Origin of the sequence: Chroococcidiopsis sp. TS-821, from assembly GCF_002939305.1 — a bacterium.
Taxonomy (GTDB): domain Bacteria; phylum Cyanobacteriota; class Cyanobacteriia; order Cyanobacteriales; family Chroococcidiopsidaceae; genus Chroogloeocystis.
This window is the reverse complement of record NZ_MVDI01000002.1, coordinates 1-25,486: the sequence shown is the minus strand read 5'-3', so window position 1 is coordinate 25,486 and position 25,486 is coordinate 1. Positions and strand designations below refer to the sequence as shown.

General features: G+C 43.3%; 21 protein-coding genes, 1 tRNA gene and 3 pseudogenes. 14 read left to right on the top strand and 11 right to left on the bottom strand.

Annotation, left to right across the window (positions count from 1 at the left end; all coding sequences use genetic code 11):
- Positions 1 to 9: 9 nt before the first annotated feature.
- Positions 10 to 188, top strand: a pseudogene (locus tag B1A85_RS07785) (response regulator transcription factor); the annotation flags it as partial.
- Between the two features lie 21 nt (positions 189 to 209).
- Entirely contained in the window at positions 210 to 1,097 is an 888-nt protein-coding gene (gene truB, locus B1A85_RS07780) for a tRNA pseudouridine(55) synthase TruB (RefSeq protein WP_104546355.1), read from the top strand.
- 1 nt (position 1,098) lies between these two features.
- Here the strand turns inward: truB and B1A85_RS07775 are convergent.
- A tRNA-Ser gene (locus B1A85_RS07775) sits at positions 1,099 to 1,185 on the bottom strand.
- A gap of 70 nt (positions 1,186 to 1,255) precedes the next feature.
- Between B1A85_RS07775 and B1A85_RS07770 the strand changes: the two genes are divergently transcribed.
- The 9 genes from B1A85_RS07770 (at position 1,256) to moeB (ending at position 8,946) form a co-directional block, all read left to right on the top strand.
- Positions 1,256 to 1,624: a 2Fe-2S iron-sulfur cluster-binding protein gene (locus B1A85_RS07770; protein WP_104546354.1), complete on the top strand. Its 369-nt coding sequence runs from the start codon at positions 1,256 to 1,258 to the stop codon at positions 1,622 to 1,624.
- A gap of 9 nt (positions 1,625 to 1,633) precedes the next feature.
- Positions 1,634 to 2,185 carry a thermonuclease family protein gene (locus tag B1A85_RS07765; protein ID WP_210404296.1) on the top strand — a complete coding sequence of 184 codons (552 nt, stop codon included), beginning with the start codon at positions 1,634 to 1,636 and terminating at the stop codon, positions 2,183 to 2,185.
- Complete coding sequence (locus B1A85_RS07760; protein ID WP_104546353.1) at positions 2,182 to 3,051, top strand: inositol monophosphatase family protein; 870 nt, start codon at positions 2,182 to 2,184, stop codon at positions 3,049 to 3,051. Before B1A85_RS07765 ends, B1A85_RS07760 begins: the two co-directional genes overlap by 4 nt.
- Positions 3,052 to 3,110: 59 nt before the next feature.
- The gene (locus B1A85_RS07755; RefSeq protein ID WP_104546821.1) at positions 3,111 to 4,034 is read left to right on the top strand and encodes a J domain-containing protein; all 924 of its coding nucleotides are present in this window, start codon (positions 3,111 to 3,113) and stop codon (positions 4,032 to 4,034) included.
- Complete coding sequence (locus B1A85_RS07750; RefSeq protein ID WP_104546352.1) at positions 4,034 to 5,266, top strand: ATP phosphoribosyltransferase regulatory subunit; 1,233 nt, start codon at positions 4,034 to 4,036, stop codon at positions 5,264 to 5,266. The genes B1A85_RS07755 and B1A85_RS07750 overlap by 1 nt, the downstream gene beginning before the upstream one ends.
- A 669-nt stretch (positions 5,267 to 5,935) precedes the next feature.
- The gene (locus B1A85_RS07745; RefSeq protein WP_104546351.1) at positions 5,936 to 6,160 is read left to right on the top strand and encodes a ferredoxin family protein; all 225 of its coding nucleotides are present in this window, start codon (positions 5,936 to 5,938) and stop codon (positions 6,158 to 6,160) included.
- 158 nt (positions 6,161 to 6,318) lie between these two features.
- Positions 6,319 to 7,092 carry an ABC transporter ATP-binding protein gene (locus B1A85_RS07740; protein WP_104546350.1) on the top strand — a complete coding sequence of 258 codons (774 nt, stop codon included), beginning with the start codon at positions 6,319 to 6,321 and terminating at the stop codon, positions 7,090 to 7,092.
- Between the two features lie 131 nt (positions 7,093 to 7,223).
- On the top strand, positions 7,224 to 7,700 hold the full coding sequence (locus B1A85_RS07735; protein ID WP_104546349.1) for a Mov34/MPN/PAD-1 family protein: 477 nt from the start codon (positions 7,224 to 7,226) through the stop codon (positions 7,698 to 7,700).
- A gap of 73 nt (positions 7,701 to 7,773) precedes the next feature.
- Positions 7,774 to 8,946, top strand: a complete 1,173-nt coding sequence (moeB, locus tag B1A85_RS07730) for a molybdopterin-synthase adenylyltransferase MoeB (protein ID WP_104546348.1) — start codon at positions 7,774 to 7,776, stop codon at positions 8,944 to 8,946.
- A gap of 94 nt (positions 8,947 to 9,040) precedes the next feature.
- On the opposite strand, the gene B1A85_RS07725 is transcribed toward moeB, so the two are convergent.
- The 6 genes and pseudogenes from B1A85_RS07725 to B1A85_RS07700 form a co-directional block, all read right to left on the bottom strand.
- The gene (locus B1A85_RS07725) at positions 9,041 to 10,207 is read right to left on the bottom strand and encodes an AAA family ATPase (RefSeq protein WP_104546347.1); all 1,167 of its coding nucleotides are present in this window, start codon (positions 10,205 to 10,207) and stop codon (positions 9,041 to 9,043) included.
- 121 nt (positions 10,208 to 10,328) lie between these two features.
- A pseudogene (locus B1A85_RS26040) lies at positions 10,329 to 10,858 on the bottom strand (Uma2 family endonuclease).
- Between the two features lie 2 nt (positions 10,859 to 10,860).
- Positions 10,861 to 11,061 carry a calcium-binding protein gene (locus tag B1A85_RS25530; RefSeq protein WP_104546346.1) on the bottom strand — a complete coding sequence of 67 codons (201 nt, stop codon included), beginning with the start codon at positions 11,059 to 11,061 and terminating at the stop codon, positions 10,861 to 10,863.
- 264 nt (positions 11,062 to 11,325) lie between these two features.
- Entirely contained in the window at positions 11,326 to 12,150 is an 825-nt protein-coding gene (gene folP / locus B1A85_RS07710) for a dihydropteroate synthase (protein WP_104546345.1), read from the bottom strand.
- A 21-nt stretch (positions 12,151 to 12,171) separates the two neighbouring features.
- Positions 12,172 to 12,897 (bottom strand): triose-phosphate isomerase, encoded by a 726-nt coding sequence (gene tpiA / locus B1A85_RS07705; RefSeq protein ID WP_104546344.1) that lies wholly within the window; start codon positions 12,895 to 12,897, stop codon positions 12,172 to 12,174.
- Between the two features lie 230 nt (positions 12,898 to 13,127).
- Positions 13,128 to 15,287 (bottom strand): polyribonucleotide nucleotidyltransferase, encoded by a 2,160-nt coding sequence (locus B1A85_RS07700; RefSeq protein WP_104546343.1) that lies wholly within the window; start codon positions 15,285 to 15,287, stop codon positions 13,128 to 13,130.
- Positions 15,288 to 16,118: 831 nt separating this feature from the next.
- On the opposite strand from B1A85_RS07700, the gene B1A85_RS07695 reads away from it, so the two are divergent.
- The 3 genes from B1A85_RS07695 to B1A85_RS07685 all read left to right on the top strand — a co-directional run bounded on the left by B1A85_RS07695 (position 16,119) and on the right by B1A85_RS07685 (position 21,493).
- Positions 16,119 to 19,292 carry a DEAD/DEAH box helicase gene (locus B1A85_RS07695; RefSeq protein WP_104546342.1) on the top strand — a complete coding sequence of 1,058 codons (3,174 nt, stop codon included), beginning with the start codon at positions 16,119 to 16,121 and terminating at the stop codon, positions 19,290 to 19,292.
- Entirely contained in the window at positions 19,289 to 20,125 is an 837-nt protein-coding gene (locus tag B1A85_RS07690) for an SWIM zinc finger family protein (RefSeq protein WP_104546341.1), read from the top strand. The genes B1A85_RS07695 and B1A85_RS07690 overlap by 4 nt, the downstream gene beginning before the upstream one ends.
- Before the next feature lie 693 nt (positions 20,126 to 20,818).
- Positions 20,819 to 21,493 carry a VWA domain-containing protein gene (locus B1A85_RS07685; RefSeq protein ID WP_210404293.1) on the top strand — a complete coding sequence of 225 codons (675 nt, stop codon included), beginning with the start codon at positions 20,819 to 20,821 and terminating at the stop codon, positions 21,491 to 21,493.
- Positions 21,494 to 21,558: 65 nt separating this feature from the next.
- Here the strand turns inward: B1A85_RS07685 and B1A85_RS07680 are convergent, their stop codons facing one another.
- The 4 genes and pseudogenes from B1A85_RS07680 to B1A85_RS07665 all read right to left on the bottom strand — a co-directional run.
- Positions 21,559 to 23,262: a polysaccharide deacetylase family protein gene (locus tag B1A85_RS07680; RefSeq protein WP_104546340.1), complete on the bottom strand. Its 1,704-nt coding sequence runs from the start codon at positions 23,260 to 23,262 to the stop codon at positions 21,559 to 21,561.
- Positions 23,263 to 23,443: 181 nt separating this feature from the next.
- Complete coding sequence (locus B1A85_RS07675; RefSeq protein WP_104546339.1) at positions 23,444 to 23,629, bottom strand: PCP reductase family protein; 186 nt, start codon at positions 23,627 to 23,629, stop codon at positions 23,444 to 23,446.
- Positions 23,630 to 23,953: 324 nt separating this feature from the next.
- Positions 23,954 to 25,312 carry a photosystem II reaction center protein CP43 gene (psbC, locus tag B1A85_RS07670; RefSeq protein ID WP_104546338.1) on the bottom strand — a complete coding sequence of 453 codons (1,359 nt, stop codon included), beginning with the start codon at positions 25,310 to 25,312 and terminating at the stop codon, positions 23,954 to 23,956.
- A gap of 25 nt (positions 25,313 to 25,337) precedes the next feature.
- A pseudogene (locus B1A85_RS07665) lies at positions 25,338 to 25,486 on the bottom strand (photosystem II protein D2); the annotation flags it as partial.

Here is a 25,486-nt window from a genome sequence, read left to right as displayed (position 1 = left end):
TAAATTAATGTGTTACGCTTAATTGCTCGTGGTGCTAGCAATTGTGAAATTGCCCAAGCACTTTATGTCTCAAAAACAACCGTGAAAAATCACGTTACGAGTATTTTAAATTACACTTACGCGATCGCGCCCAAGCTGTCTTGTTCGCTAGTTCATTTCTTCCTGTTTTAGATAAATCACGAATATAGTTCTACGATTTGTAATTAATTGTGCTAGGGTTTCTGAATTTAGATAAACCTGCTGGGTTGACTTCTCACGACTGTGTAGCGCAAGTACGGCGATTACTACAGATGAAGCGGGTAGGACATGGGGGAACATTAGATCCTGCTGCTACAGGTGTTTTACCTATTGCTTTAGGAAAAGCAACTCGATTATTACAGTTTCTACAAACCAAAAAAGCTTACCAAGCATCAATTCGGCTAGGAATAACAACAACAACTGACGATCTCGAAGGCGACATTATTAGTTCACAGCCAGTGTCTGATTTAAGCTTGGAACAAGTCACAACCGCGCTCAAACAATTTCAAGGCAAAATTGAGCAAATACCACCGCGTTATAGTGCTATCCAAGTTCAAGGAAAACGCTTGTACGATCTTGCCCGCGCAGGGGAAGATGTTGAAATTCCTGTACGCAGTGTAGAAATATTTCACATTGAAATTTTAGACTGGCGACCAGGAGACTTTCCAGAGATTGATGTTGCGATCGCCTGTGGTACAGGAACCTATATTCGCGCGATCGCCCGCGACTTAGGTATAGTCTTACAAACTGGAGGAACTTTAGCTAAACTCATCCGCACGCACAGCAGTGGTTTTGAAATTGCAGATAGCTTAACATTTGAGCAATTAGAAGCTCAAATTCAACAAGGAAGCTTTCAACCAATTCCACCAACACAAGCATTACAGCATCTTCCTGCTGTCACCTTACCCTTTGCGATCGCCCAAAAATGGTGTCAAGGGCAAAAAATTGCTTGCGATATCACCAGTCTTCCATCAAACTCACCGTTGCGGATTTATCAGGAAGGCGGCGACTTTTTAGGGATTGGATATTTAACGATGATAAATACACAAACCAAACTAGTTCCACAAATTGTTCTCTAAACGGAGAGGGAGGGATTCGAACCCTCGTTGAAGTTACCCCCAAACAGCATTTCCAGTGCTGCGCCTTCAACCACTCGGCCACCTCTCCAGGTGTCACAAATTCTAATTATACAATGAAGTCATGTACGTTCAGCAAGAATAGATAATTCTTAAGCTTCATGACTCGTTATTTTAAAATTAAAATTCGCGATCGCGCGCGTGACAAGAACTACACGCTCGAAGTTCCTGAAGATAGCTACATCCTCCAAAGCGCCGAAAATCAGGGCGTAGAACTGCCATTTTCGTGTCGTAATGGGGCTTGTACGACGTGTGCAGTACGCGTGCGATCGGGAGAAATCTACCAACCCGAAGCGATGGGCTTATCTCCCGAATTACGTGCCAAAGGCTATGCGTTGTTGTGTGTCAGCTACCCACTTTCCGATTTAGAAGTCGAAACCCAAGACGAAGACGAAGTCTATGAACTACAATTTGGACGTTATTTTGGTAAAGGAAAAGTGCGGGCGGGTTTACCGTTAGATGAAGATTAGTAGTTAGTCATGAGTGGCCAGTGGCTAAAAGTTATGATGTGTTACCGACCTTGGTTGAATAGACTTGTTATCCTGCTGTTATTGGTGCTAACACAAAGTTGTCAACCGGAGACTACACCGCAAGGCAAAATTGTCAAAGTAACGCGGGTAGTTAGTGGTAATACACTTGAAGTCATTGGCTTAGAGGCGCAACGTAATTTTAATGCACGAGTCCGCCTCATCGGCATAGACGCACCCGATTTGCAACAACAACCATGGGGACAAACGGCAAAACAACAATTAGAAAAAATTGTTCAAGGCAGCGATGTTCTGCTAGAGTTTGACGTGCAACAAAAAGACCGCTTTGGACGCTATCAAGCGTATGTTTGGCATGACAAACGATTGTTAAACGAATGGCTTGTCGCACAGGGATATGTTCTAGCTGTTGCTAGAAACCCTAATGACAAATACACTCAGCAACTCAATCGCGCGCAAGAATCAGCTAGACTCATGGGGCGGGGAATTTGGAATCCCGCTCAACCAATGCGTTTTACTCCAGCCGAATTTCGCCGTCAATCATGAATCCTTCAACTTCCCAACTGCAAACTTATCTAGATATTGCAACAGAAGCCGCGCTAGCTGCTGGTGCGGTTATTCAAAGTTACTATGGTGCATTAGATGGTGTTATTGAAAAAGGACGCCCTGGAGATTTAGTAACCCAAGCTGATAAAGCTTCCGAAACCGTGATATTAGACGTGCTACAGCGTCACTTACCGCAACATGGAATCTTAGCCGAAGAATCGGGGAATGTCGGAAATTCAAATAGCGATTATTTATGGGCGATCGATCCTTTAGATGGTACAACTAATTTCGCGCACCAATACCCAAGTTTTGCCGTGTCGATTGGGTTACTTGTGGGGGGAGTTCCTCAAGTAGGCGTAATTTTTGATCCTTTTCATCAAGAGTTATTTCGGGCTGCAAGAGGATTAGGCGCGACGCGCGATCGCCGCCCAATTTCTGTTTCCCAAACGCAGGAACTAAGTAAAAGCCTTTTAGTCACAGGTTTTGCCTACGATCGCCGCGAAACACTAGACAACAACTATGCCGAGTTTTGTCATCTGACGCATCTGACGCAAGGCGTCCGCCGTAGTGGTTCCGCTGCGCTTGATTTAGCTTATGTTGCGTGTGGGCGCTTAGATGGCTATTGGGAACGCGGACTGTCACCGTGGGATATCACGGCGGGAATTGTCTTACTCGAAGAAGCAGGAGGAAAAGTCACTGCTTACGATCAAAGTGCGTTTGACATGGCATCAGGGCGCATTCTAGCAACAAATGGCTATCTGCACGCAGCCTTGAGCAATGAATTATTGCACGTTCGTTCTTTAACCTTGGTAGGGAATAATAGTAACAAAAGCGATTGCGCTTTTAGCTATGAATCCCCAACTTAGGAAATATGGCGCAGTACACTAGAAACAAATTATAGGCTTTGCCGGTGGCACAAGGTTCTATGTCATTTAAAATCGAACGTGGCTTATTTCAGTATGATGTAACTGACCACCATGCAGTACTAGGCGTTCCTGTCGATGCTGATTTCAATCAAATCCGCAAGCGTTATCTGCAAATAGCCCGTCGTTTACACCCCGATAGTTGTGCAGCAGTTACACCAGAAGCGAAACAACTCGCCAATCAACTTCTCTCAAAAATTGTCAATCCTGCCTACGAACAATTTTCAAAAGATCGTAACCGTGCTGAGCATCTTGTCGTGCTGCGAGAGATGAGCAAGCGTCTCGCACAAGAACAAAGTACCGTTGAATTGAAATCTAAATTAGCACAAAAGTTAGCGCAAGCAAGCGATATTGAATACTCTTATCAAACTTCACTTCAGCAGTTAGCCGTAAAGCAGTATGAAAATTTTGAGCAAGTTTTCGATATTATTGGCACTCTTAGCGAACTCAATTTAGTATACTTGATGCGCAAAGGTGCTATTAGCGTTCAGCAACCCAAACCCGTAACTCGTATTAATCCTAATCCCCATAAAACACCACAGCCAACGCCTACACCCCAACCCACAAGCGCTGTGGAACAATATTATCGCCGCGCGCAAGCTTTTATGGAAAATAATAACTTTACACAAGCGCGAATTGAGTTACAAGATGCACTGAAGTTAGAACCCAACAATAGTAGTTGCCATAGCTTAATGGGAGTCTTGTATTTGAAGCAAAATCAAGTCACTATGGCTAAGGTTCATATTAATAAGGCATTGCAGTTGAACCCTCAAGAACCAATGGCACTCAAAGCAAAGAAATTACTCAATCAAGCAACACAAACTGCGAGTACAAAATCAACGTCGGTCTCGCAGCCAAGTTCAGGCAAAGCCAATAATGGGGGTAGTGGTTTGTTTGGTGGTTTATTCGGCGGGAAGAAAAAATAATGGTCTATCAATCGCCAGCAGGGGCGCGGGATTTATTACCTCTAGATGTCGCACAAAAACGTTGGATCGAAGAACGACTACAGCAAGTCTTTCACCGTTGGGGCTATCACCGCATTATTACATCAACTTTAGAACACCTCGATACCTTAATGGCAGGTGGTGCAGTCGAGCGATCGCAACTGATTCAACTACAATCTGACGAAGGCGAAATCGGACTGCGCCCCGAACTTACCGCATCTATCGCCCGCGCTGCCGTCACGCGCATGGCAGGATCGATGTATCCGCAACGCTTGTACTACAATGCTAATGTGTTTCGCCGCGCATCGAGCAGCAACCACAATCAGCAACAAGAATTTTATCAAGCAGGCGTCGAATTACTCGGTGCTAAAGGTTGGCTAGCAGATGCTGAAATTTTGCTGTTACTTGCTGAGTGTCTGCAAGAACTTAGTTTAAATAACTGGTGTCTGATTTTAGGCGAAGCCGGTATCGCGCGATCGCTATTATCAACATTTCCAGCAAATTTGCGCGAACAAGTTCGCTATGCGATCGCCAACCTCGACCGCATTACACTAGAAACTTTACCCCTTAGTCACGAACTACGCGATCGCGCGCTGGTGATGCTTGACTTACGCGGACGTCCTGCTGATATCTTACAAAAACTCGCCTCGCTTGATTTAGAAATACCTCAAACAGAAGCACTCAACTACTTGAAGTCATTACTTGCTTTATTAGATGAATGCTTTCCCATATCATCACAAGCAATTATCCTCGACTTAAGTTTGATCCAAACGTTTGACTACTATACCGGAATTGTTTTCAAAGTCGTCAGCAATACTCATCCAGCAAGAATTATTGGACAAGGCGGACGTTACGATCAACTTCTAGGACTCTACCACCCGCAAGCTGAAATGATTCCAGGAATTGGATTTTCGCTCAATATCGAAGATTTACATCAAGTTCTACTGCCCTCGCAACAACTTCCCCATGCAACTCCTGCAAGTCATTGGTTAGTAGTTCCCGAAACGCCCCAAGCATATACCGCAGCCTTTGCCTATGCAGCTAAACTACGCACTTCGCAACATCTTGTACGCGTTGAAATGAATTTAAGCGATGCCGATCCTGATACAATTCGCGAGTATGCCCGTCAGCGCCGCATTCAACAAATTGCTTGGATTAAACCCGAAGGTCTACCGACAATAGAGGCGATCGCTTTTGCACAAAGGCTTCACTAATTTCTCTTGATGATGTTTTAGGGTCTTAAAACAAACAGCTACTCGCTCTAGTCTAACTGAAGGCATTGTCACGTGTAGAAGAAAGCTGTCCTTTGTTGATTTAGGAGGTTAATTCAGCGTCTTTAACACTTCCTATACCATTTCTCGCGCATTCTGACGATAGTTGCACGCTCCAAATTCCATACACTGTCCGGCTTTTGTCATTACGTTCGCGTAGCGTGCCGGAAGCAACTACTATAAATTTCGAATTACGAATTAGTATTATGCATCCTCTTAAACAAGACTATAATAAAGTTTAGGTTGTAAATCAAGATACAAGTTAATTTATTTTTAAAAGTGCTGCTTAGTAAGCATATCTATAGTTTTAAAAAATACTAGTTCATCCTACTAAAAAACACTGCCTTCTTTTCAAGCTCTGGTTCAGCGTTAAATTGTGCAGGTAAAAAGTAGTAAATAACTATCGATAATTATCACAACCTACTTAAGGAATAAACTATTGATTTAGGCTTATTAGCTATTTATATAATGAAAATGGAATAAGAAAATATTTATACATCGGTAATTTTTAAGTAACAAACATAGGCGCAAGAAAACTTAAATTAAAAGTTTTTTGCTAGAATCAAAAAATATTCTAAGCAACCTAGTTTAAAGAAGCAGAAGAGAGAAATCATGCCGCATACAATTGTTACAGAAACTTGTGAAGGAGTTGCTGACTGCGTTGATGCTTGTCCTGTAGCTTGTATTCACCCTGGACCAGGAAAAAATATGAAGGGTACTGATTGGTACTGGATCGATTTTGCTACCTGCATTGACTGCGGTATTTGTATTCAGGTTTGTCCTGTAGAAAATGCAATTGTTCCAGAAGAAAGACCAGATTTGCAAAAAACTCCCTAAATAAGTAATAAATAACGAGATTTGTCAAAGAAAGTAGTAAACACCATCTTGATACCTCATGCATTGTACTTAGGTTAAATGTAGTAATTATGTTATGCAGCTAAAAGCTGAAGGTTGCAGGATAATATTCATACTTCACCTTTTTTGGCTGTACGCGTATGATACAGACGACTCCTTTATTAGAAGTTGAGGATGTCTGGGCGGGTTATGTTAAAGACCTAGACATCTTGCAAGGAATTAATTTTCATATCTTTCCTGGAGAATTAGTTGCAGTTATTGGTCCTAACGGTGCAGGAAAATCAACTTTAGCAAAAACGATATTTGGGCTATTGACTCCCCGGCGTGGGAAAATCACTTTTAACAAGGAAAATATCGCTGGACTTAAATCAAACCAAATTGTCAAGCGCGGCATGTGTTATGTACCGCAAATTGCCAACGTTTTTCCTTCTTTGAGTGTAGAAGAAAATTTAGAAATGGGGGCGTTTATTCGCAACACGCCATTAAGTGAATTAAAAGAGAAAATCTACACAACCTTCCCAGTCTTGGCAAATCGCCGCCGCCAAAAAGCAGGAACGCTTTCAGGAGGAGAACGCCAAATGTTGGCAATGGGGAGAGCATTGATGCTAGAACCGAGTTTGCTGTTGTTGGATGAACCTAGCGCCGCACTTTCACCGTTACTCGTCAATAATGTATTCGAGCAAATACAACAAATTAACAAGGCAGGAACCGCAATTGTGCTTGTAGAACAAAACGCGCGTAAAGCACTAACAATGGCGCATCGGGGTTATGTACTCGATGCAGGACGCGATCGCTTTACCGGTTCAGGGAGGGAATTACTCAACGATCCGAAAGTCGGCGAACTTTATCTTGGCGCACATGAAGGTAAAAGGCAGAAGGTAGAAGAAACGCAGGATTGGAAAACAAGAGATTGAAACAAAGACACTTTGTATTTCTGGAGCGTGCATCAAGTTTTGTACCCACAACAGGTATTTTTTATGAATATCTTCAGCTTTTCGTCTAGTGCCCTTTCTTTCCTGCCTTTGTTTGTAAACGAAAGACAGATATGGTAGTAAAGATTTCTCCACAGCAGCTACAAGCAATTCGCACGCACGCCGAAAGCACGTACCCAGAAGAATGCTGTGGTTTATTATTGGGTAAAGCGGTTGACAACCAAAAATTAGTCACCGAAGTTGTCCCAACCGAAAATGCTTGGCACGCCGCAGCACTTGAATGGGAAGATGATACGAGCAATCATGGCAAAAGCGATCGATACGCGATCGCCCCACAAGAAATGTTAAAAATCCAAAAAGCTGCGCGCGATCGCTCTTTAGATATAATTGGTATTTATCACTCACACCCGAATCATCCGGCAATTCCTTCCGAATGCGATCGCATCTATGCTTGGCAACAATACTCGTATATCATAGTTTCGGTGGTCAATGGCGAATGTGATGATGTGCAAAACTGGAGCCTGGACGACCGTCATCAATTCCAGTCCGAAAACCTGATCGTTACAGAACGCGTTGAGTCGTTATTTTAAAAACTACAAAAATCCAAACATCCAAAGGTTATCTTTGGACTAGGATCAAAAATCCGTTCTTTCACACACTGCTATGCTCAATCCCAATCTGGACGAAATCCAGCTAACAAAAGAAGAATACGAACGATATTCGCGCCACCTAATCTTACCCGAAGTTGGACTTGATGGGCAAAAGCGCCTCAAAGCAGCAAGCGTACTTTGTATTGGTACAGGTGGACTAGGTTCGCCGTTACTTTTATACCTTGCAGCTGCGGGTATTGGACGTCTTGGAATTGTCGATTTTGATGTTGTCGATAATTCAAACTTACAACGGCAAGTGATTCATGGCACATCGTGGGTTGGTAAACCCAAGATTGAATCAGCGAAAAACCGCATTTTGGAAATCAATCCAAATTGTCAAGTTGATTTGTACGAAACGCGCCTCAGTTCAGAGAATGCTTTAGACATCATCGCACCCTACGATATTGTGGTCGATGGTACAGACAACTTCCCGACACGGTATCTTGTCAATGATGCGTGCGTGTTGTCTAATAAACCCAATGTCTACGGTTCAATCTTCCGGTTTGAAGGACAAGCAACTGTATTTAACTATGAAGGCGGACCCAACTACCGCGACTTATATCCCGAACCGCCACCTCCAGGGATGGTTCCTTCGTGTGCTGAAGGTGGTGTTTTAGGAATTTTACCTGGTATTATCGGGGTCATTCAAGCGACTGAGACTATCAAAATTATTTTAGGACAAGGGACAACCTTAAGCGGACGCTTGTTGCTATTTAACGCCCTCGATATGAAGTTTCGCGAGTTGAAACTGCGCCCTAACCCCGAACGTCCTGTTATTGATAAACTCATCGACTACGAATTTTTCTGTGGTATTCCCCAAGCAAAAGCCGAAGAGGAAAAACGACAGATGGAAATGCAAGAAATGACCGTACAGGAATTAAAGCAATTACTCGATAGCGGCGCAGATGATTTTGTACTGCTTGATGTACGCAATCCTAATGAATACGAAATTGCCAAAATTCCAGGTTCTGTCCTCGTTCCTTTATCTGAGATTGAAAGCGGTGAAGGCGTCAAGAAAGTAAAAGAACTATTTAATGGTCATCGTTTAATTGCGCATTGTAAGATGGGCGGACGATCTGCAAAAGCGCTGGGTATTCTCAAAGAAGCAGGAATTGAGGGAATAAATGTCAAAGGTGGTATTACCGCTTGGAGTCGCGAAGTCGATCCTTCAGTACCTGAGTATTAAGCGATTGGGTGGGTATGTCCCACCCTTTGTTGAGTTAAAAGGGCTTTTGCCTTGTATCCAATTGTCTTTAGTAGCGCTGGATACGCGGATGTAGTTAAAAGATAGACTGTGCTACTTGTTCGCGAGTAGGAACATCAGCAGGGAGGAAACTTATTAAATCCTCCTTTGTTGGGTTAGCTAGTGCTGCTAAACGGTTACACTGATTAGCTATACAACGATCGAAAATATTTCTCACAAATCTACCATTTCCAAGTTCTCCAATTTGATGTTCAAATTGATTGACTAAATGACGCACTGATTCTAGTGTCTGAGCAGAGATTAGATAGCCATGCTGTTCGCATCTAACTTTGAAAATCTCGGCTAACTCAGATGGAGAATAATCCTCAAAGTGAACTGATCTGGAAAATCTCGACTTGAGACCAGGATTAGAATCAATGAATCTGGACATTTCTGCTTTATATCCTGCAACCACTACTACCAAATCCTCTCGATGATCTTCCATCATCTTCAAGAGGGTGTTGATGGCCTCTTGTCCAAATGTATCTCCACGATCGTCTGGAACTAGCGAGTAAGCTTCATCAATAAAAAGTACACCTCCTAAAGCAGATTCAACTACTTTGACTGTTTTGGGTGCTGTTTGTCCTACATATTCTGCAACTAGATGACTTCGGTCTACTTCAACAAAGTGACCTTTTGACAAAACACCAAGATTTTTGTAAATTGCACCAAGAATCCTAGCCACTGTAGTTTTGCCAGTTCCAGGATTGCCTGTAAATACAAGGTGTCTAGTAATTGAAGGCGCTTTAATACCTACCTGGGTTTGCATCTGAGCTATTTTTGCAATATTGACCAACTCTTGAACTGTAGATTTAACGGCACTTAATCCAGTCAACAAATGAAGTTGATCTAGAGATTTCTGAAGTTCATCAGTGACTACTTCACGTTCAACAGTATCAATACGAGGTTTCTTGCTAACTGCTTTACGTTCAACAGTATCAGTACGAGGTTTCTTGCCAACTGCTTTGCAGACTTCTATAGCCCATTCATTACCTATTTGTTTAATGTGATTACCTAGTAGCTTACGCGCTGTTTTAATAGCAATTTCCTCAGAGGGTGCTTCCGCATAGATTAAGCAATCCAAAGCTAAATCTTTTTTAGGTTTTTTTAGAAAAGTATCAGCATCCTGTGGACTGTTCCATGCAGCCCATAACCAAGAACTATCTAATGCACACACACTAAATACAGGTAATAACCACGACATAATTCTGCACTAACCTATGAAAATGACACACAGCTCAGTCATATGTTACCCAGCAGATCATTAAGGCTATACAAATCTGCGAACCGTAGTATTCCTGACTTCGATTACTCGCCGTATTATCTTAGGTTAAAAGCTTTTCAACAGACACTGTAACGTCTGCAAATGCTAGTGGTGTAATCATTTCTTTTTGAATCGTATATTCTTCGGTATACTTAACCGCTTGAGGATTTCTAAATACAATTATCTCCTTCACAGATAAGTCCAAAACCCAATACTCTTGAATTGCAGCAGTTGCGTAAATTGCAGCCTTGATTTCCACGTCTTTCTTTATTCTTGTTTTATCTACTTCTACAATTCAGAAGATATCTTGAAAAGCAGGATGGCGATCGCTGTACGCTGACTCTAAGCAGTATCAGGTTCAGGCTCTGAATCTGATAAAGTAATAGAACCAGTAAACCGAACATCAGCTTTACCCAATAGCAATTCTTCTAAGTATTTTGCTCCTCATCTTGCTGTGGTGTAATGAATTGGGATAACTGGACCTATCTCAACAATTTCGTCGGCTATTAATTTCACACGGCGATCGCGCCGAATACCCGCTTCAACCATTCGATGATAGTCATCTACAGACCATTTAGCGAGTGTTTTCATAGTCAAGTATCGTTACCAGCGCCACCTGTAAGAGAGTCAACGCCCGCGCCCCCATTAAGTGTATCGTTACCCAACCCACCGTTGAGCGTATCATTACCGCCTAAACCTCGTAGCAAATCGTTACCGGCAAAACCAAAGATAGTATCAGCAAATAAGGTTCCGGTTAATGTATCGTTGCCAGGAGTACCGTTGATGGTTGCCATATTTTTGTACCAATACCAGTATTTACGTCTACGTCAATCGACGTAGCACAAGTTATTGAGTTAAAAAATCAGGTTTCACCCCGATAGTATGAGATTAAACCGATTAAGTTTTGGAAAGAATAATTTTTTGATAAAGCTAGCGATCAAAAATGATTTTATTTAAAGCTACGGTAAAGTTGAGTTCACAAATATGTTATTGAATTGCGTGTAAATGTCTAAATATCAACTAAATTTCAGTATATTTAAATACTTTGTTTTTTGTAACTATCGAAATAAAGTATCAGCAACGCGGCAGACATCGTGCATTTCTCGAACATCATGAACTCGGAGAATATCTGCACCGTTGGCGATCGCTGCACAACACGCGGCGGCGGTTCCCCAAACTCGTGCTTTAGGTTCGGGTTGATTGAGAATATGTCCGATAAAACTTTTTCGCGATGGTCCTACTAAAATGGGACAATTAAGCGAGCGAAACGCAGATAAGTTACGAATAATTTCGATACTTTGGTTGTATTTTTTAGCAAAGCCAATTCCAGGATCGATAATAATGCAATTTTGCGGAATTCCGGCGGCGATCGCCGCACTAATTCTATTGGCTAAAAACGCATAAATCTCCCCAATTAAATCTTCATATTCAGTATGTTGTTGCATGGTTTGTGGTGTACCGCGAATATGCATTAATACAATAGGTACGCCAAGCTCAGCCACGGTAGGCAACATATCTGTATCAAAAGTCCCGCCAGAAATGTCATTAACGATATCTGCACCAGCCTTCACCGCAGCTTTGGCAACTGTTGCTCGCGTTGTATCCACAGAAATGGGAACAGAAATTTCTGGACGTAGGACTTGTAATACAGACAAGACGCGCTCTCGTTCTTCTTCGAGCGAGACTTCAACTGCACCAGGACGCGTTGATTGTCCGCCAACATCAAGAATATCCGCGCCAGCGGCGACTAAGCGGCGTGCTTGAGCTAACGCAGAAGGTGGGGTATTGAATTCACCACCATCACTAAAGCTGTCTGGCGTGACATTCAACACTCCCATCAGGTAGGTACGCTTACCCCACTCAAACGAGTTTAAGGTTGCCATCGAGTTAAGTCTAAGTCACTACTACTGATAATTGACAATTCGGGCAAAACTACCTGGTTCTAAGCTTGCCCCTCCGACCAAAGCACCGTCAATCTCTGGTTGTGCCATAATTTCATCAATATTGTTTGGTTTCACTGAACCACCGTATTGAATCGGCGTATCAGGATAACTTAGCTGAGTGCGAATTAACCCAATCACGCGGTTTGCTTCTGATGCTTCGCAAGTATCACCCGTTCCAATTGCCCAAATTGGTTCGTAGGCGATGACAAGATTTTGCTGATCGACTTCCACCAGATCTTTTTCCAACTGCATCGAAATGAGTGCTTCAGTTTCACCCGCATCGCGTTGTTCCTTTGTTTCCCCGACACACAAAATTGGAGTTAAACCATGCGCTTGGGCTGCTCTTAATCTTTTGTTAACTGTCTTGTCAGTTTCACCAAAATATTGCCGTCGTTCGCTATGACCAACAATGACGTAACGTACGCCAATTTCTGCAAGCATAGGAGCCGCGATTTCACCTGTATAAGCTCCTTGATCTTCCCAGTGAACATTTTGCGCGCCTAACTGCACGCGGCTTCCGTGAAGATTTTTAGAAATTAACGACAGTGCAGTAAACGGAGGGCATAGCACGACTTCGCGCGCTTCTGGTGTTTGCTCCAAACTCGGCATAAATCCTTGCAAGAACTCCAGGGATTCTGCCTGGGTTTTATACATTTTCCAATTACCGGCAATAATTATTTTTCGCACAAGTGACTCAATCAATCCAAATTTAGAACACAATCAAATGTAAAACATAGTTTAAAGCTTTCAGGGATCAATGTCACATTTAGCTTGCTGATTCTATAGCAGACGACGGTAGAGGTCAGGGTTAAAACAGGATAGATGTAAACCAAGTTGCAAATTAACAAAGCGATTAGCTATTAGCCATTCGTCTTTAGCTAATTGCCAACCGCTCACTGCTAATTGCTGTGAATAGATTATTGATTCATTGATGCAGCTTCGCGTGCTGCAGCGGCTTGATCGGGATGAATTCCCAAACGTGTCAGGTTGATTCGACCTTTACTATCTAACTCTCTAACTTTGACAATTACTTCATCACCCACAGCGACTTCATCTTCGACTCTACCTACGCGATAATCGGCGAGTTGAGAAATATGAATCATCCCTTCTTTGCCTGGTAAAAATTCGACAAAAGCGCCTATCGGAATAATACGAGTGACTCTCCCAGCATAAACATCACCTTCGTTCAGCTTGCGGGTCATAGCTTGAACGATATTTCTTGCCCGTTTAGCTTTGCTTTCGTCAACAGCAGAGATGGTTACTGTACCGTCGTCTTCAATATCGATTTTGGCTCCTGTTTCTTCGGTAATGCCTTTAATTGTTTTGCCCCCAGGTCCAATTAACATGCCGATCATTTCTGGATCGATCTTAATTGTGAGTAGCCGCGGGGCAAAAGGCGACATTGTAGAGCGCGGCTTGTCGATCGCTTGCAGCATTTTTTCTAAAATATGCAATCGCGCTGGTAAGGCTTGCTGAATTGCTTGCTCGATGATGTCTAATGATAGACCAGGAATTTTCATATCCATTTGCAAGGCTGTAATTCCGCTATCTGTACCTGCAACTTTAAAGTCCATGTCGCCCAAAAAGTCTTCTATACCTTGGATATCGGTAAGAACGCGGACTTCATCGCCTTCTTTGATTAAACCCATCGCTGCGCCACTGACAGGTTTAATAATGGGCACGCCTGCATCCATTAACGCCAGCGTCGAACCGCAAACCGAACCCATTGAGGTAGAACCGTTAGACGAGAGAACTTCGGAGACGACACGAATGACGTAGGGAAACTCATTTTTAGGTGGTAATACTGGTACGAGAGCGCGTTCGGCGAGCGCACCGTGACCGATTTCCCGGCGTCCTGGGGCACGCAGTGGCTTAGTTTCTCCTACGGAAAAGGGTGGGAAGTTGTAGTGATGGATATAGCGCTTTTCTAAGTCTTGTTGCAGATCGTCAGATAAGGCTTGGGCGTCTCCTGGCGTACCTAGCGTACACGCAGATAGCACTTGGGTGAGTCCGCGATTAAACAAGCCACTGCCATGAACTCGCTTCGGCAGAACACCTACACGACAGGACACTGGGCGAACTTCATCAAGCTTACGACCATCAACGCGGACGCCGTCTTCCACAATTTGACGGCGCATGAGTTTTTTGGTTAAGTCTTTGAATATGTTGCCTACAGCTTTGCTGTTTGTCGTGGCAGCAACTTGAATCGGGTCTTCTTCGGGAAGTTCGGCGATCGCTGCAACGATTTCTTCTTTAATGGCATCTAGTGCAGCATCGCGGCTATTTTTGTCGAGGTCAAATTGCGACAAAATTTGTTTCACTGGCGCTTCGGCGCGATCGCGAATAAACTCGACTAATACCGGTTCGACTTCAGGGGGTGGTTCCTCGTATGCCGTCTCTATTCCCAAATCCGCTATCAAGTCTCTTTGCGCCTGAATTAAGTCTTGTACAGCTTCATAACCGAAATCAATTGCCTCAATGATGTCTTGCTCGGGCAACTGATTGGCTCCCGCTTCCACCATAATTACGCCCGCTGGCGATCCGGCGACAACTAAATCTAAATCTCCAGCCTCTATTTCTGCATACGTGGGATTAATGATAAAGTCGTCTCCGACTAAACCAACGCGCACTGCTGCCATCGGACCATCAAACGGTATTTTGGCTAACAATACCGCTAGTGATGCACCCGTCACAGCTAATACATCGGGTGGCACTAGTTCGTCCATTGATAAAGTTGTTGCTACAATCTGTAGGTCATCGCGCAACCACTGAGGAAATAAAGGGCGGAGTGGACGGTCAATTAAACGGCTGGTGAGAATTGCTTTTTCTGGTGGGCGACCCTCGCGCCGGAGAAAACCACCAGGAATCCGACCAACGGAATATAGTCTTTCTTCATAATCTACCGTTAGCGGCAAAAAATCAATGCCTTCCCTTGCGGCAGAGCGGGTAGCTGTGACTAACACAGCAGTATCCCCAGATTGCATTAAAACTGACCCACCAGCTTGGGGTGCTAGTAGACCTACGGTCAATCTAATATCCCTTCCATCAAAGGATATTGACCTATCAATCTCTACCATTAAGTTTTTTGTCCTTCTTTATCACTTTCTTTTTCTGTGGCAATCCTAGCATTTCTAGCCCTGTAACTGCCTTACAGCGCAGGACAAAATAAGTACTAATGTTACGAGGATTAAGACGTAAGATTTCAAGTTTATATGTGTATTTAGTCAAACGAAGGTTGCCCTAGTTAAATGAAGTAAGTTTTTTTACTCAAACTTGCAGAGGGTACTTACGGTATTTTACATAAATCGTCAATACATCGGATAAACGTCCATTAGCTGAAGCCATGGCTGAGAATTGGTTAATACTTCCACGTTTTCAGAATTTTTGCCTCAAAAAAAACAAAGCGAATGTTGCGGTGCTCTAAATTCCTGGATTTTAACGCTTATACTATAACTCGCAGCAATCTAGTTTTTGCTTAAAAATGCTATTCTGGTTATAGAATAAATCTAGCGTATCTAACTCACGAGTATTGTAGTTAGAAGACTGGTTTAATAATGTAGGTAATTGCTAAGGTTTTATTCAAAATAAATATTTTATAGCTCTATTATTTTAGGCGCAAATATTTTTAAATTTGGAAAGCGATAAATTATATATAATACATTAAGTTGCTGTATTTATTTTTTAGGGTAAAAGTTTTAGCTTGTCGATAATTTGATATTTTTAGCCAAAACTTTAATAAGTACAGAAAGTAAGAGTATTTATCATTAAACTTGCTGTTAGCTTTAATAAAACATATCCTGATAAAACTAAAAATAGAAAAATTTATAGTAAATCTTATGCTAACTGAATTAGCATATTGATTAACTTAAATAAACAGAAGTATTTGTGTCAGATTGAGTAGTTGGTAAATGGCAATTTTACATGGAAGTTGGCTAATTGAAAACCACAGTTTATTCATTTGGGGAGAAACGTGGCGCGCTTTGAGTAGGATAGCACCCTCGTCAACAGAGAACTTAGACCATCCGTTGGCAATGACTCCAGTGGAATTAAACGAATGGCTGCACAAAACTGATTTTTTGCCACAAGTATCGCGCGACATCTTAAAATCGGCGTTGCCAGTGACGGAAACGGCTACTACTGAACGCACTCGTAAAGGAAAATCGAGACAAGCGACTGGCGTGGTAGAAATCGCGCGATCGCCCACTGCTATATTTGCCTTACCAACCGATCCTGATACAGGCTATCCCGTCCATTCAGCCGCATCTCAAGACGCTGACTATACGCTCAAACCTTGGCGCGTGCAAGGCTTACTTTTAGAACCTTTAGCTGCCTTTCAATTTCTCAGTTCGTTACCATTGGGTAGTGCTAGCCAAGTGGACGAGTACCTAGGAGGCGATTTACGCTTTTGGTCGCACGTTGCGCGTTGGAGTTTGGCTCTTCTCAGTCGCTGCAAGTTCTTACCTGCCTTAGAGAAATTTGATGATTCATTCAAGGCTAGCTGGCGATCGCTTTTAGATAGCGCCATCGATACTTCACGACTCGAAAAATTTGCGAAAGTCATACCTGGTGTTTGTCTTGCTTATCGCACTGGTGCAGCAGACAATGACGATGCAACCCAACCGTCGCCGCAAGAAGTGATATTAAGCTTTTTAGATAGCACCATAGACGTGCAAATAAGAACCATACTCAATGGCACTATACCGCCAAACGCACCCTCTCCAATACCAGAATGGTTGCAAGCATTAACAACACCAGACAAAATTGTCAAAGCCGCACCCAACCAACTTGAAAGATTAGTCGCCGTACTGAACGCATGGACAGCACCGCTCCAGTATCAAATTAACCAAGCTCAAATTCGGACTTGTTTTATCTTGCATCCACCCGCAACAGGTAACGAGTGGACGTTAGCATACGGTTTGCAAGCAGCTAGCGATCCCGAATTTGTTGTCGATGCAGCAAGCGTTTGGCGTCATCCGGTTGCTGAGTGGGTAATTGGCGATCGCACAATTCATCAACCACAAGAAACGTTGTTAAGAGGATTAGGGCTAGCTTCGCGTTTATTTGCTCCCATAGCAGCAAGTTTAGACGAGCAATATCCGACGTCGTGTTGTTTAACGCCCCTGGAAGCCTACGAATTTATCAAATCAATCGCAGCAAAATTTACAGATAGCGGATTAGGAGTGATTTTACCGCCGAGTTTAGCAAATCGTGAAGGTTGGGCAAATCGCTTAGGGTTGAAAATCCGCGCTGTGACACCGCGTCAAAAACAAGGAGTGGGGTTGCAGAGTTTATTAAATTTCGAGTGGGAATTAGCCATTGGCGGACAAACTTTATCGAAAGCTGAATTTGACCGCTTAGTCGCATTGAATAGCCCCTTAGTGGAAATCAACGGCGAGTGGGTAGAACTGCGACCGCAAGATATCAAAACGGCTCAAAGCTTTTTTGCAAGTCGCAAAGATAAGTTATCGCTGTCACTCGAAGATGCTTTACGTTTGAGTACTGGCGACAGCTTAGTCATTGAAAAACTACCCGTTGTCGATTTTGAAGCAACGGGAGCGCTACAAGAATTGATGTCCGCATTGACAAATAATCAGGCGATCGCTTTATTACCCCCACCAAAAAGTTTTCAAGGCGAACTTCGTCCGTATCAAATCCGCGGCTTTAGCTGGCTTGCCTTTCTCGAACGCTGGAATTTAGGCGCGTGTCTCGCCGACGATATGGGACTTGGTAAAACCATTCAGTTTATTGCCTTTATGCTGCATCAGAAAGAGCAAGGGGCACTGGAAAATCCTACACTACTGGTTTGTCCAACTTCAGTATTAGGCAACTGGGAGCGCGAAGTCAAAAAATTTGCTCCGCAGTTGAAAGTGATGCTGCACCACGGCGATAAGCGTCCCAAAGGTAAAACATTTGTCACCGCCGCACGCAAGCACGATCTTGTAATTACAAGTTATGCGTTGATTCACCGCGATCTCAAAGATTTACAAAGTGTTTCGTGGCAAGGAATTGTGCTAGATGAGGCACAAAATATTAAAAATCCTGAAGCAAAGCAGTCGCAATCAATTCGCCAACTCGAATCGTCGTTTCGCATTGCCCTGACAGGAACCCCAGTGGAAAACCGCCTGCAGGAATTGTGGTCAATTTTAGATTTTCTCAATCCTGGTTATTTAGGCACGCGACAATTTTTTCAACGGCGCTTTGCAATGCCGATCGAAAAATACGGTGATGTTGATTCTCTAACACAGTTGCGATCGCTTGTTCAGCCTTTTATTCTGCGACGCGTCAAAACAGATCGCGATATCATTCAAGATTTGCCTGAAAAGCAGGAAATGACAGAGTTTTGTGGTATCAGCCCCGAACAAGCCGCCTTGTATCAACAAGTCGTCGAGGAATCACTAGCAGAAATCGAATCCGCAGAAGGACTGCAACGACGAGGCATGATTTTAGCACTACTCGTCAAACTCAAACAAATTTGCAATCACCCTGTACTGTATTTCAAGCAAGATAAAATTACACAACCGCGTCAGTCAGGAAAGTTACTGCGCCTTGGAGAGATGTTGGAAGAAGCTTTAGCCGAAGGCGATCGCGCGTTAATTTTCACGCAATTTGCTGAGTGGGGTAAACTGCTACAACCTTATCTACAACAGCATTTACAGCGTGAAATTCTCTTTCTTTATGGCAGTACTTCCAAAAAACAACGCGAAGAAATAATCGATCGCTTTCAGCACGATCCGCAAGGTCCGCCGATTATGATTCTTTCTTTAAAAGCTGGCGGTGTCGGGTTGAATTTAACGCGGGCGAATCACGTCTTCCACTTCGATCGCTGGTGGAACCCTGCGGTAGAAAACCAAGCAACCGATCGCGTATTTCGTATCGGTCAAACACGGAACGTTTTAGTCCACAAGTTTGTCTGTACGGGAACATTAGAAGAAAAAATTCACGAAATGATTGAAAGCAAAAAAGCCTTAGCCGAACAAGTTGTCGGTGCAGGCGAACAGTGGTTGACAGAGTTAGATACCGATCAATTGCGCAATCTACTCGTGCTTGACCGTAATGCTGTAATTGATGAGGATGCAGAATGACCAATTTTAGTTTTCAAGCAAGCCGCGAATGGTGGTCGCAACGCTGGCTCGATCTCCTCGATTCTTACCGCTTCAAAAAGCGTCTGGAACGGGCGCGTAACTACGCGCGTCAAGGTAATGTTTTGAGTATAGAGTTTGAAGGCGCAAAAGTATCAGCACGGGTACAAGGCACAGAACCTGAGCCATATCAAGTTTCGCTATTTCTGGAACCTTTTACCGATGAACAGTGGGGTTACGTCATTGAAACAATGTCGCAACGCGCGATTTTTGCGGCAAAACTCCTAGCAGGTGAAATGCCACCTAATATCGAAGAAGTCTTTACTGCCAATGGACTATCGTTATTTCCGTTTACACTTTCCGAAGTGCGGAGCAAATGCTCGTGCCCTGATAAAGCTAATCCGTGTAAGCATATTGGTGCAGTGTACTATCAGCTAGGCGATCGCTTTAGCGAAGATCCTTTTGTCTTATTTCAGCTGCGCGGACGAACCAAAAACCAGATTATCGATGCTTTGCGCGAGTTTCGCAGCGCGCACCAAAAAGAAGTTGTGAGTACTGAACCAGCGCCAATTTCATCTACACTGGAGACGACATCAACCAACACGAGTGCATCGTTTTGGCAGTATCAAGAACCACTCGATCCTAACTTAGTCGTGATCGCTCCATCAACCAGCAGTGATGTCCTAGAAACGTTAGGCGCAATTCCACTGTCCCACGATCTAGCTGACGATTCTGATGCTAATTCATCCGATGTATTGATGAACTATCTAGATACGGCTTACAAGCAAGTGGCTCAACAAGCTTTCCTCGCGGCGATGAACGCTACGGCTAATTAAAACCTGGCGTTAACGATGACTAGAGTTGCGTAATTTGTAACTTAATGTTACGTTATGCCTGGAAAAATACTTAAGTTATCCAACCCTGCTATCCGACCAGCACCCTAAATTGATGAAATTAAACGAACTATTACGCAGATTATCTGAGTCTAAATTTATACAATTGCATTTTAATTTAAATTTTTGTTATATGTAACTTCGTAATCTTGCTTGCATTGAGGAAACTTCCCTCAAAACACTTAGTCTAAAACTCTAAGTGGTCTGTGCTTATCAAAAGTTATGATAGATGTTCTTTAATCTATAGAGTATACAAATGTAAGACAGCCAACTTGAAAAATAGCATCTTAATTCAAATAGATAAGAAGGCTACTAAACAAAGCTCTCTAATTTGCTTCACGTTTAATGTTCAAGATAACTTCAAGAAAATGTATGCCTAGCTGATAGTTTAAAATTGCAGAAGATTGAAGAATATTGCAGATATTTTAATGAGTTTGTATAAAAGCTACTTAAAAGTGTAGATAAAAATTGCTTAGCACATTATCTAAAATTAGGCAACCTCCGGTATGACAGCCAAAATTTAATTAAGTAGAGTAGTTTTTTGTTATCTCTGTTAAGATAATCAATTAATTTTAAGAAACTCACGGTTCAACCTGTAGTAGCTTCAATAACTAGAGAATTTTCAAATATAGATCTATGCCAGAAATTTTGAAACTTGAAGATGCTGTAGAATTCGCCGAAAACCCAGAACCACGGTGTCCTTGTGTTCTGCTTCTAGATACATCTGGTTCGATGCAGGGCGAAGCAATTGAAGCACTAAATGAAGGATTAAAAGTATTTAGAGATGAGTTAAATCGTGACAGCCTTGCTAGAAAACGAGTTGAGGTAGCGATTATTTCATTCAATTTTGAGGTAAAAGTTGTTCAAGAGTTTGTCACTGCCGATCAGTTCGAGCCACCAACCCTCGTTGCGCATGGTTTGACTCACATGGGTGCAGCAATTCATCAAGGGCTAGATTTAATTCAGGCGCGCAAAACTGAGTATCGCAACAACGGCATTGCCTACTATCGTCCCTGGGTGTTTCTCATTACAGATGGCGAACCACAAGGAGAGTTAGAAAGCCTTGTAGAACAAGCGGCACAGCGAATTAGAGATGATGAAAATAGCAAGCGCGTTGCCTTTTTTGCGGTAGGTGTCGAAGGGGCTAACATGGATCGTCTTAGCCAGATTGTCGTGCGTACGCCATTGAAGTTAAAAGGACTTAATTTTCAAGAGATGTTTATTTGGCTATCAGCTAGTATGCAGCGCGTTTCGCAATCGAAACCAGACGATCAAGTTGCCTTACCACCGCCAGGCTGGGGTGCAGTTTAATCGTAATTGTAATTATATTATTCTCCTGAGATTCTTTCTGAAGCACGCGGTGCAGGCTCATCGACTTACCTAGATGCCATAACACAGTTGCTTTGAGTCATTGTTTGTGGAGGAACCAATGCCACAACGTGAGGTACAGGGCGGGGCGTATAACCGACAAGGGATTCTCCTTTGTAAGCAAGTGAAGTACTTGCACCAGAATCGAGCATCACAGCGTCGCGCAATCCAGCTTGAGCAAGTGCGATTCCTAGCGACACTGAATCTATTAGTGTTGTAGAAACACCGATTGTTGGTTGTCCTGCTTGATTGATTCCCCAAAAAGCTCGGTGGCGAGCCGCGTCATAATCAAACAAACTACCAAAGGTACTGGCGGGTTGCGGTTGATTGTCCTTGACTAGCCATGCAGCTGCGACAAAACTGTCGGTAACGTTTGGTAGTGCGGCGTTTAATCCGGCTAGCGTGTTGTGCTGTTGGGGGTTGAAAGCAATAAATTTGACAGCTTGAGAATTGATGAGTACCAAAGGGCGTCCGCTGAGTTTTCGATTCTCAGTATTGTTTCCAGGAATGAATTTGCCGCTGTGACTCAATACAGGTCCAATCATGACATTAGAGTCGAGAGATTTGAGCGAAAAGAAACCGCCATCGACAGCAGCGATCGCCGGACTACCTGCGAGAATTTGTGGAACTTGGTAGCGGCTTTTAGCATGAATTGTGATTGGTTTCCCACCAGCGATCAAAATCAGTCGCGAAGAGTTAATCGTGGTTTTGCTAACAGTAATTTCAGATGTAAAGTCAAATTTTTCACCCCAAACTGGTAATTGAGATCCTCCCCAGGTAGCAGCGATCGCGTGCTTTAAGCGTGATTGTCCAAGACGGGCGATCGCCAAAAGACTCTCCGATTGTCCTGCAAAGCGATCCTCCGAATCATCCATCGTTAGTGCAGCTTTATACCCTGTTTGAGCGACCAAGCGCGCTACTCGCGAATCATACTTTCCTGTAGGATAAGTAAAGTAATCAATAGGAATTCCCAACTGAGTTTCTAGAATTCGTTTTGACTCACTAATTTCAAATCGCAGTTGCTCTTCGGGTAAAACAGTTAAATCAGCGGGATGGGTGACGCTGTGAGCTGCGATCGCGATCAAAGGATCGGCTGCCATTTGTCGCAATTGTTCCCAGGTGACGTGCGGTCTTCCTGTATTTTTACCAATGTTAGATGTATAAATTGAAAAAGTAGCTGGATAACCGTATTTTTTAAGTAAGGGATAAACATAGTGATAATGACTGCTGTAGCCATCGTCAAATGTCAGTAAAATAGGTTTTTTCGGTAATGGTATACCAGTACGGAGATGAGTAACTAATTGCGCCAAACTAATTGGAGTGAGTTTGTGCGATCGAATTAATTCGAGGTGAGTGGCAAATTCCTGGGGTGTAACGTCAAAAAAGACTTGTTTCTGGGGCAAGATATCGTGATACATGATAATTGGTACTCTTGCCTGTTTTGCTCTGGGGTGCAGCTTTGGTGTTGGATAGGGATTCAAGTAAGCAGCAAGCCAAGGTCCGAGATCTTGTACAAGTTTTGGAATCAAAGTTTGCGGTGCATCTACCCAACTCGCAAGCTGAATTGTTGGATCTGTGATGTTATATTGAACTGCTTTCGGTTCGGGACACGAATTTGCTAAAGCAGATGCTGGTAAAGATATTGCTAACCCAACGATGCTGAAACTGTAGCAAAAACCGGCATTTAGGAGCCGCTTTTGGTATATTTTCATATGGTTTGCACGCTACAGGTATCGTCTTAAAGAAAAGCCTGCTTTGTGACATATAGTTAAAGTCAATTACACCCTACTCATGAAGCGTTAAGGGCGTGCTAGCAACTCGTTAACGAACAACTAAATTCGCTTTAAGCTGTTCTCATCTCGTTATTAAGATTTCCAGAAACGGCGATCGCGGCTACTGACCAAATTCTACTCGTGCTTGCTCAACCAACTCTACTGTGACAACTTGTTGCCCCGATACACGGGCTAATTGCTCAATTCGTGCTTTAGCTTGAGTTCGCGCAAAAAAAGGAATGTTTTTAAGCTTGGCTTTGGCTTCAGGTGTCCATTGCAAAGCTCCTATAGATTCAAAGTCGTTCATATACTTACATGAGTAACATAAGCTGCCTATCTGATATCCGCTAAGTCAAATTGTGTCATAGATCAGCTGGGAAAACTTTTGCAATTAGTTAACATAGCCGGAGTCAGAGCTCAAGAGACAGGGTTAAACTTCCTTCAGGGAAGTTACTAGAAGTTATTAAGATCTTATACAATGTCCTCACTTCCTCTATTGACTAAAGCTACACAGGCATCTTCTCTACATCGTCGTCATTCTCTTCATACAAGAAATCTAATAAAAAAATAGCTCCTGTTGAAACACAGAAGCTACGTTTACTATTAGAACTGACAAAAGCCAGTCTGTTGCTTAGTCAAGTTCACCCATGGCCAATACTGGCTCATTTTCGCGGTTAATACCTTTTTCAAAGCCAGCCACTGCTGCTCTTGCGCGACCTGCATGCCACAAGTGACCTACAAGGAAGAAGAAGAACATAATAAAGTGGAAGGCAGCTAGCCAAGAACGTGGAGATACATAGTTAAAAGAGTTGATCTCGGTTGCTACACCACCTACAGAGTTGATCGAACCTAGAGGTGCATGCGTCATGTACTCAGCTGCACGACGAGCTTGCCAAGGCTGAATATCGTTCTTGATCTTATCTAAATCAAGACCATTAGGACCGCGTAGCGGCTCTAACCAAGGCGCACGGACATCCCAGAAGCGCATTGTTTCACCACCAAAGATGATTTCACCAGTGGGGGAGCGCATCAAGTATTTACCCAAACCTGTAGGACCTTGCGCAGAGCCAACGTTAGCACCTAAGCGCTGGTCGCGAATTAAGAAGGTCAGTGCTTGAGCTTGCGATGCTTCTGGACCTGTAGGACCGTAGAACTCGCTGGGATAAACAGTGTTGTTAAACCAAACGTAGCAAGTGGCAATAAACGCCATCAAGGACAAAGCACCTAAGCTGTAAGATAGGTAAGCTTCTCCTGACCAAATGAAAGCGCGGCGCGCCCAAGCAAAAGGCTTAGTCAAAATGTGGAAAATACCACCAGAAATCAGTAGTAACGCGACCCAAATGTGACCGCCAACAACATCTTCTAGGTTGTTTACACTGACAATCGAACCTTCACCGCCAAACGGAGACTTGAGCACGTAGCCAAAGATGACTGCTGGATTCAGTGTCGGGTTTGTGATCACGCGTACGTCGCCACCGCCAGGTGCCCAGGTGTCATAAAGACCACCCACAAACATGGCTTTAATTACCAGCAACAGCGCACCACATCCAAGAATGATGAGGTGGAAACCAATAATGCTGGTCATTTTGTTCTTATCTTTCCAGTCGTAACCGAAGAACGAAGAATATTCTTCTAAGGTTTCTGGACCGCGAATCGCGTGGTAGATACCACCAAATCCAAGAACAGCTGAAGAAATAAGGTGGAGTACACCAACGACAAAATAAGGAAATGTGTTAATCACCTCACCACCAGGACCTACACCCCAGCCTTGTGCAGCAAGGTGAGGTAACAAAATGAGTCCTTGCTCATACATTGGCTTTTCTGGAATGAAGTGCGCGACTTCAAACAAAGTCATCGCCCCTGCCCAGAATACAATCAAACCAGCATGAGCAACGTGAGCACCCAGTAACTTACCAGATAGGTTAATTAAACGGGCATTACCTGCCCACCAGGCAAAACCGGTCGATTCTTGGTCGCGACCGCCGCCCATTATTAAATCTCGATTAAAAGAGGCATTATAAGGCGTTTCCACGGGGTAGTACCTCCTCAGGGAATTGGAAATGCTCGTGAGGCTGGTCTTGGGGAGCCATCCAAGCCCGAATACCTTCGTTGAGCAGAATGTTTTTCGTATAGAACGTCTCGAATTCGGGGTCTTCCGCCGCGC

Bases quoted from the DNA above. Each gene is read 5' to 3' on its own strand.
- B1A85_RS07770 (WP_104546354.1), top strand. From the start codon at position 1,256: ATGACTCGTTATTTTAAAATTAAAATTCGCGATCGCGCGCGTGACAAG.
- B1A85_RS07765 (WP_210404296.1), top strand. From the start codon at position 1,634: ATGAGTGGCCAGTGGCTAAAAGTTATGATGTGTTACCGACCTTGGTTG.
- B1A85_RS07760 (WP_104546353.1), top strand. From the start codon at position 2,182: ATGAATCCTTCAACTTCCCAACTGCAAACTTATCTAGATATTGCAACA.
- B1A85_RS07755 (WP_104546821.1), top strand. From the start codon at position 3,111: ATGTCATTTAAAATCGAACGTGGCTTATTTCAGTATGATGTAACTGAC.
- B1A85_RS07750 (WP_104546352.1), top strand. From the start codon at position 4,034: ATGGTCTATCAATCGCCAGCAGGGGCGCGGGATTTATTACCTCTAGAT.
- B1A85_RS07745 (WP_104546351.1), top strand. From the start codon at position 5,936: ATGCCGCATACAATTGTTACAGAAACTTGTGAAGGAGTTGCTGACTGC.
- B1A85_RS07740 (WP_104546350.1), top strand. From the start codon at position 6,319: ATGATACAGACGACTCCTTTATTAGAAGTTGAGGATGTCTGGGCGGGT.
- B1A85_RS07735 (WP_104546349.1), top strand. From the start codon at position 7,224: ATGGTAGTAAAGATTTCTCCACAGCAGCTACAAGCAATTCGCACGCAC.
- moeB (WP_104546348.1), top strand. From the start codon at position 7,774: ATGCTCAATCCCAATCTGGACGAAATCCAGCTAACAAAAGAAGAATAC.
- B1A85_RS07725 (WP_104546347.1), bottom strand. From the start codon at position 10,207: ATGTCGTGGTTATTACCTGTATTTAGTGTGTGTGCATTAGATAGTTCT.
- B1A85_RS25530 (WP_104546346.1), bottom strand. From the start codon at position 11,061: ATGGCAACCATCAACGGTACTCCTGGCAACGATACATTAACCGGAACC.
- folP (WP_104546345.1), bottom strand. From the start codon at position 12,150: ATGGCAACCTTAAACTCGTTTGAGTGGGGTAAGCGTACCTACCTGATG.
- B1A85_RS07700 (WP_104546343.1), bottom strand. From the start codon at position 15,287: ATGGTAGAGATTGATAGGTCAATATCCTTTGATGGAAGGGATATTAGA.
- B1A85_RS07695 (WP_104546342.1), top strand. From the start codon at position 16,119: ATGGCAATTTTACATGGAAGTTGGCTAATTGAAAACCACAGTTTATTC.
- B1A85_RS07690 (WP_104546341.1), top strand. From the start codon at position 19,289: ATGACCAATTTTAGTTTTCAAGCAAGCCGCGAATGGTGGTCGCAACGC.
- B1A85_RS07685 (WP_210404293.1), top strand. From the start codon at position 20,819: ATGCCAGAAATTTTGAAACTTGAAGATGCTGTAGAATTCGCCGAAAAC.
- B1A85_RS07680 (WP_104546340.1), bottom strand. From the start codon at position 23,262: ATGAAAATATACCAAAAGCGGCTCCTAAATGCCGGTTTTTGCTACAGT.
- B1A85_RS07675 (WP_104546339.1), bottom strand. From the start codon at position 23,629: ATGAACGACTTTGAATCTATAGGAGCTTTGCAATGGACACCTGAAGCC.
- psbC (WP_104546338.1), bottom strand. From the start codon at position 25,312: ATGGGCGGCGGTCGCGACCAAGAATCGACCGGTTTTGCCTGGTGGGCA.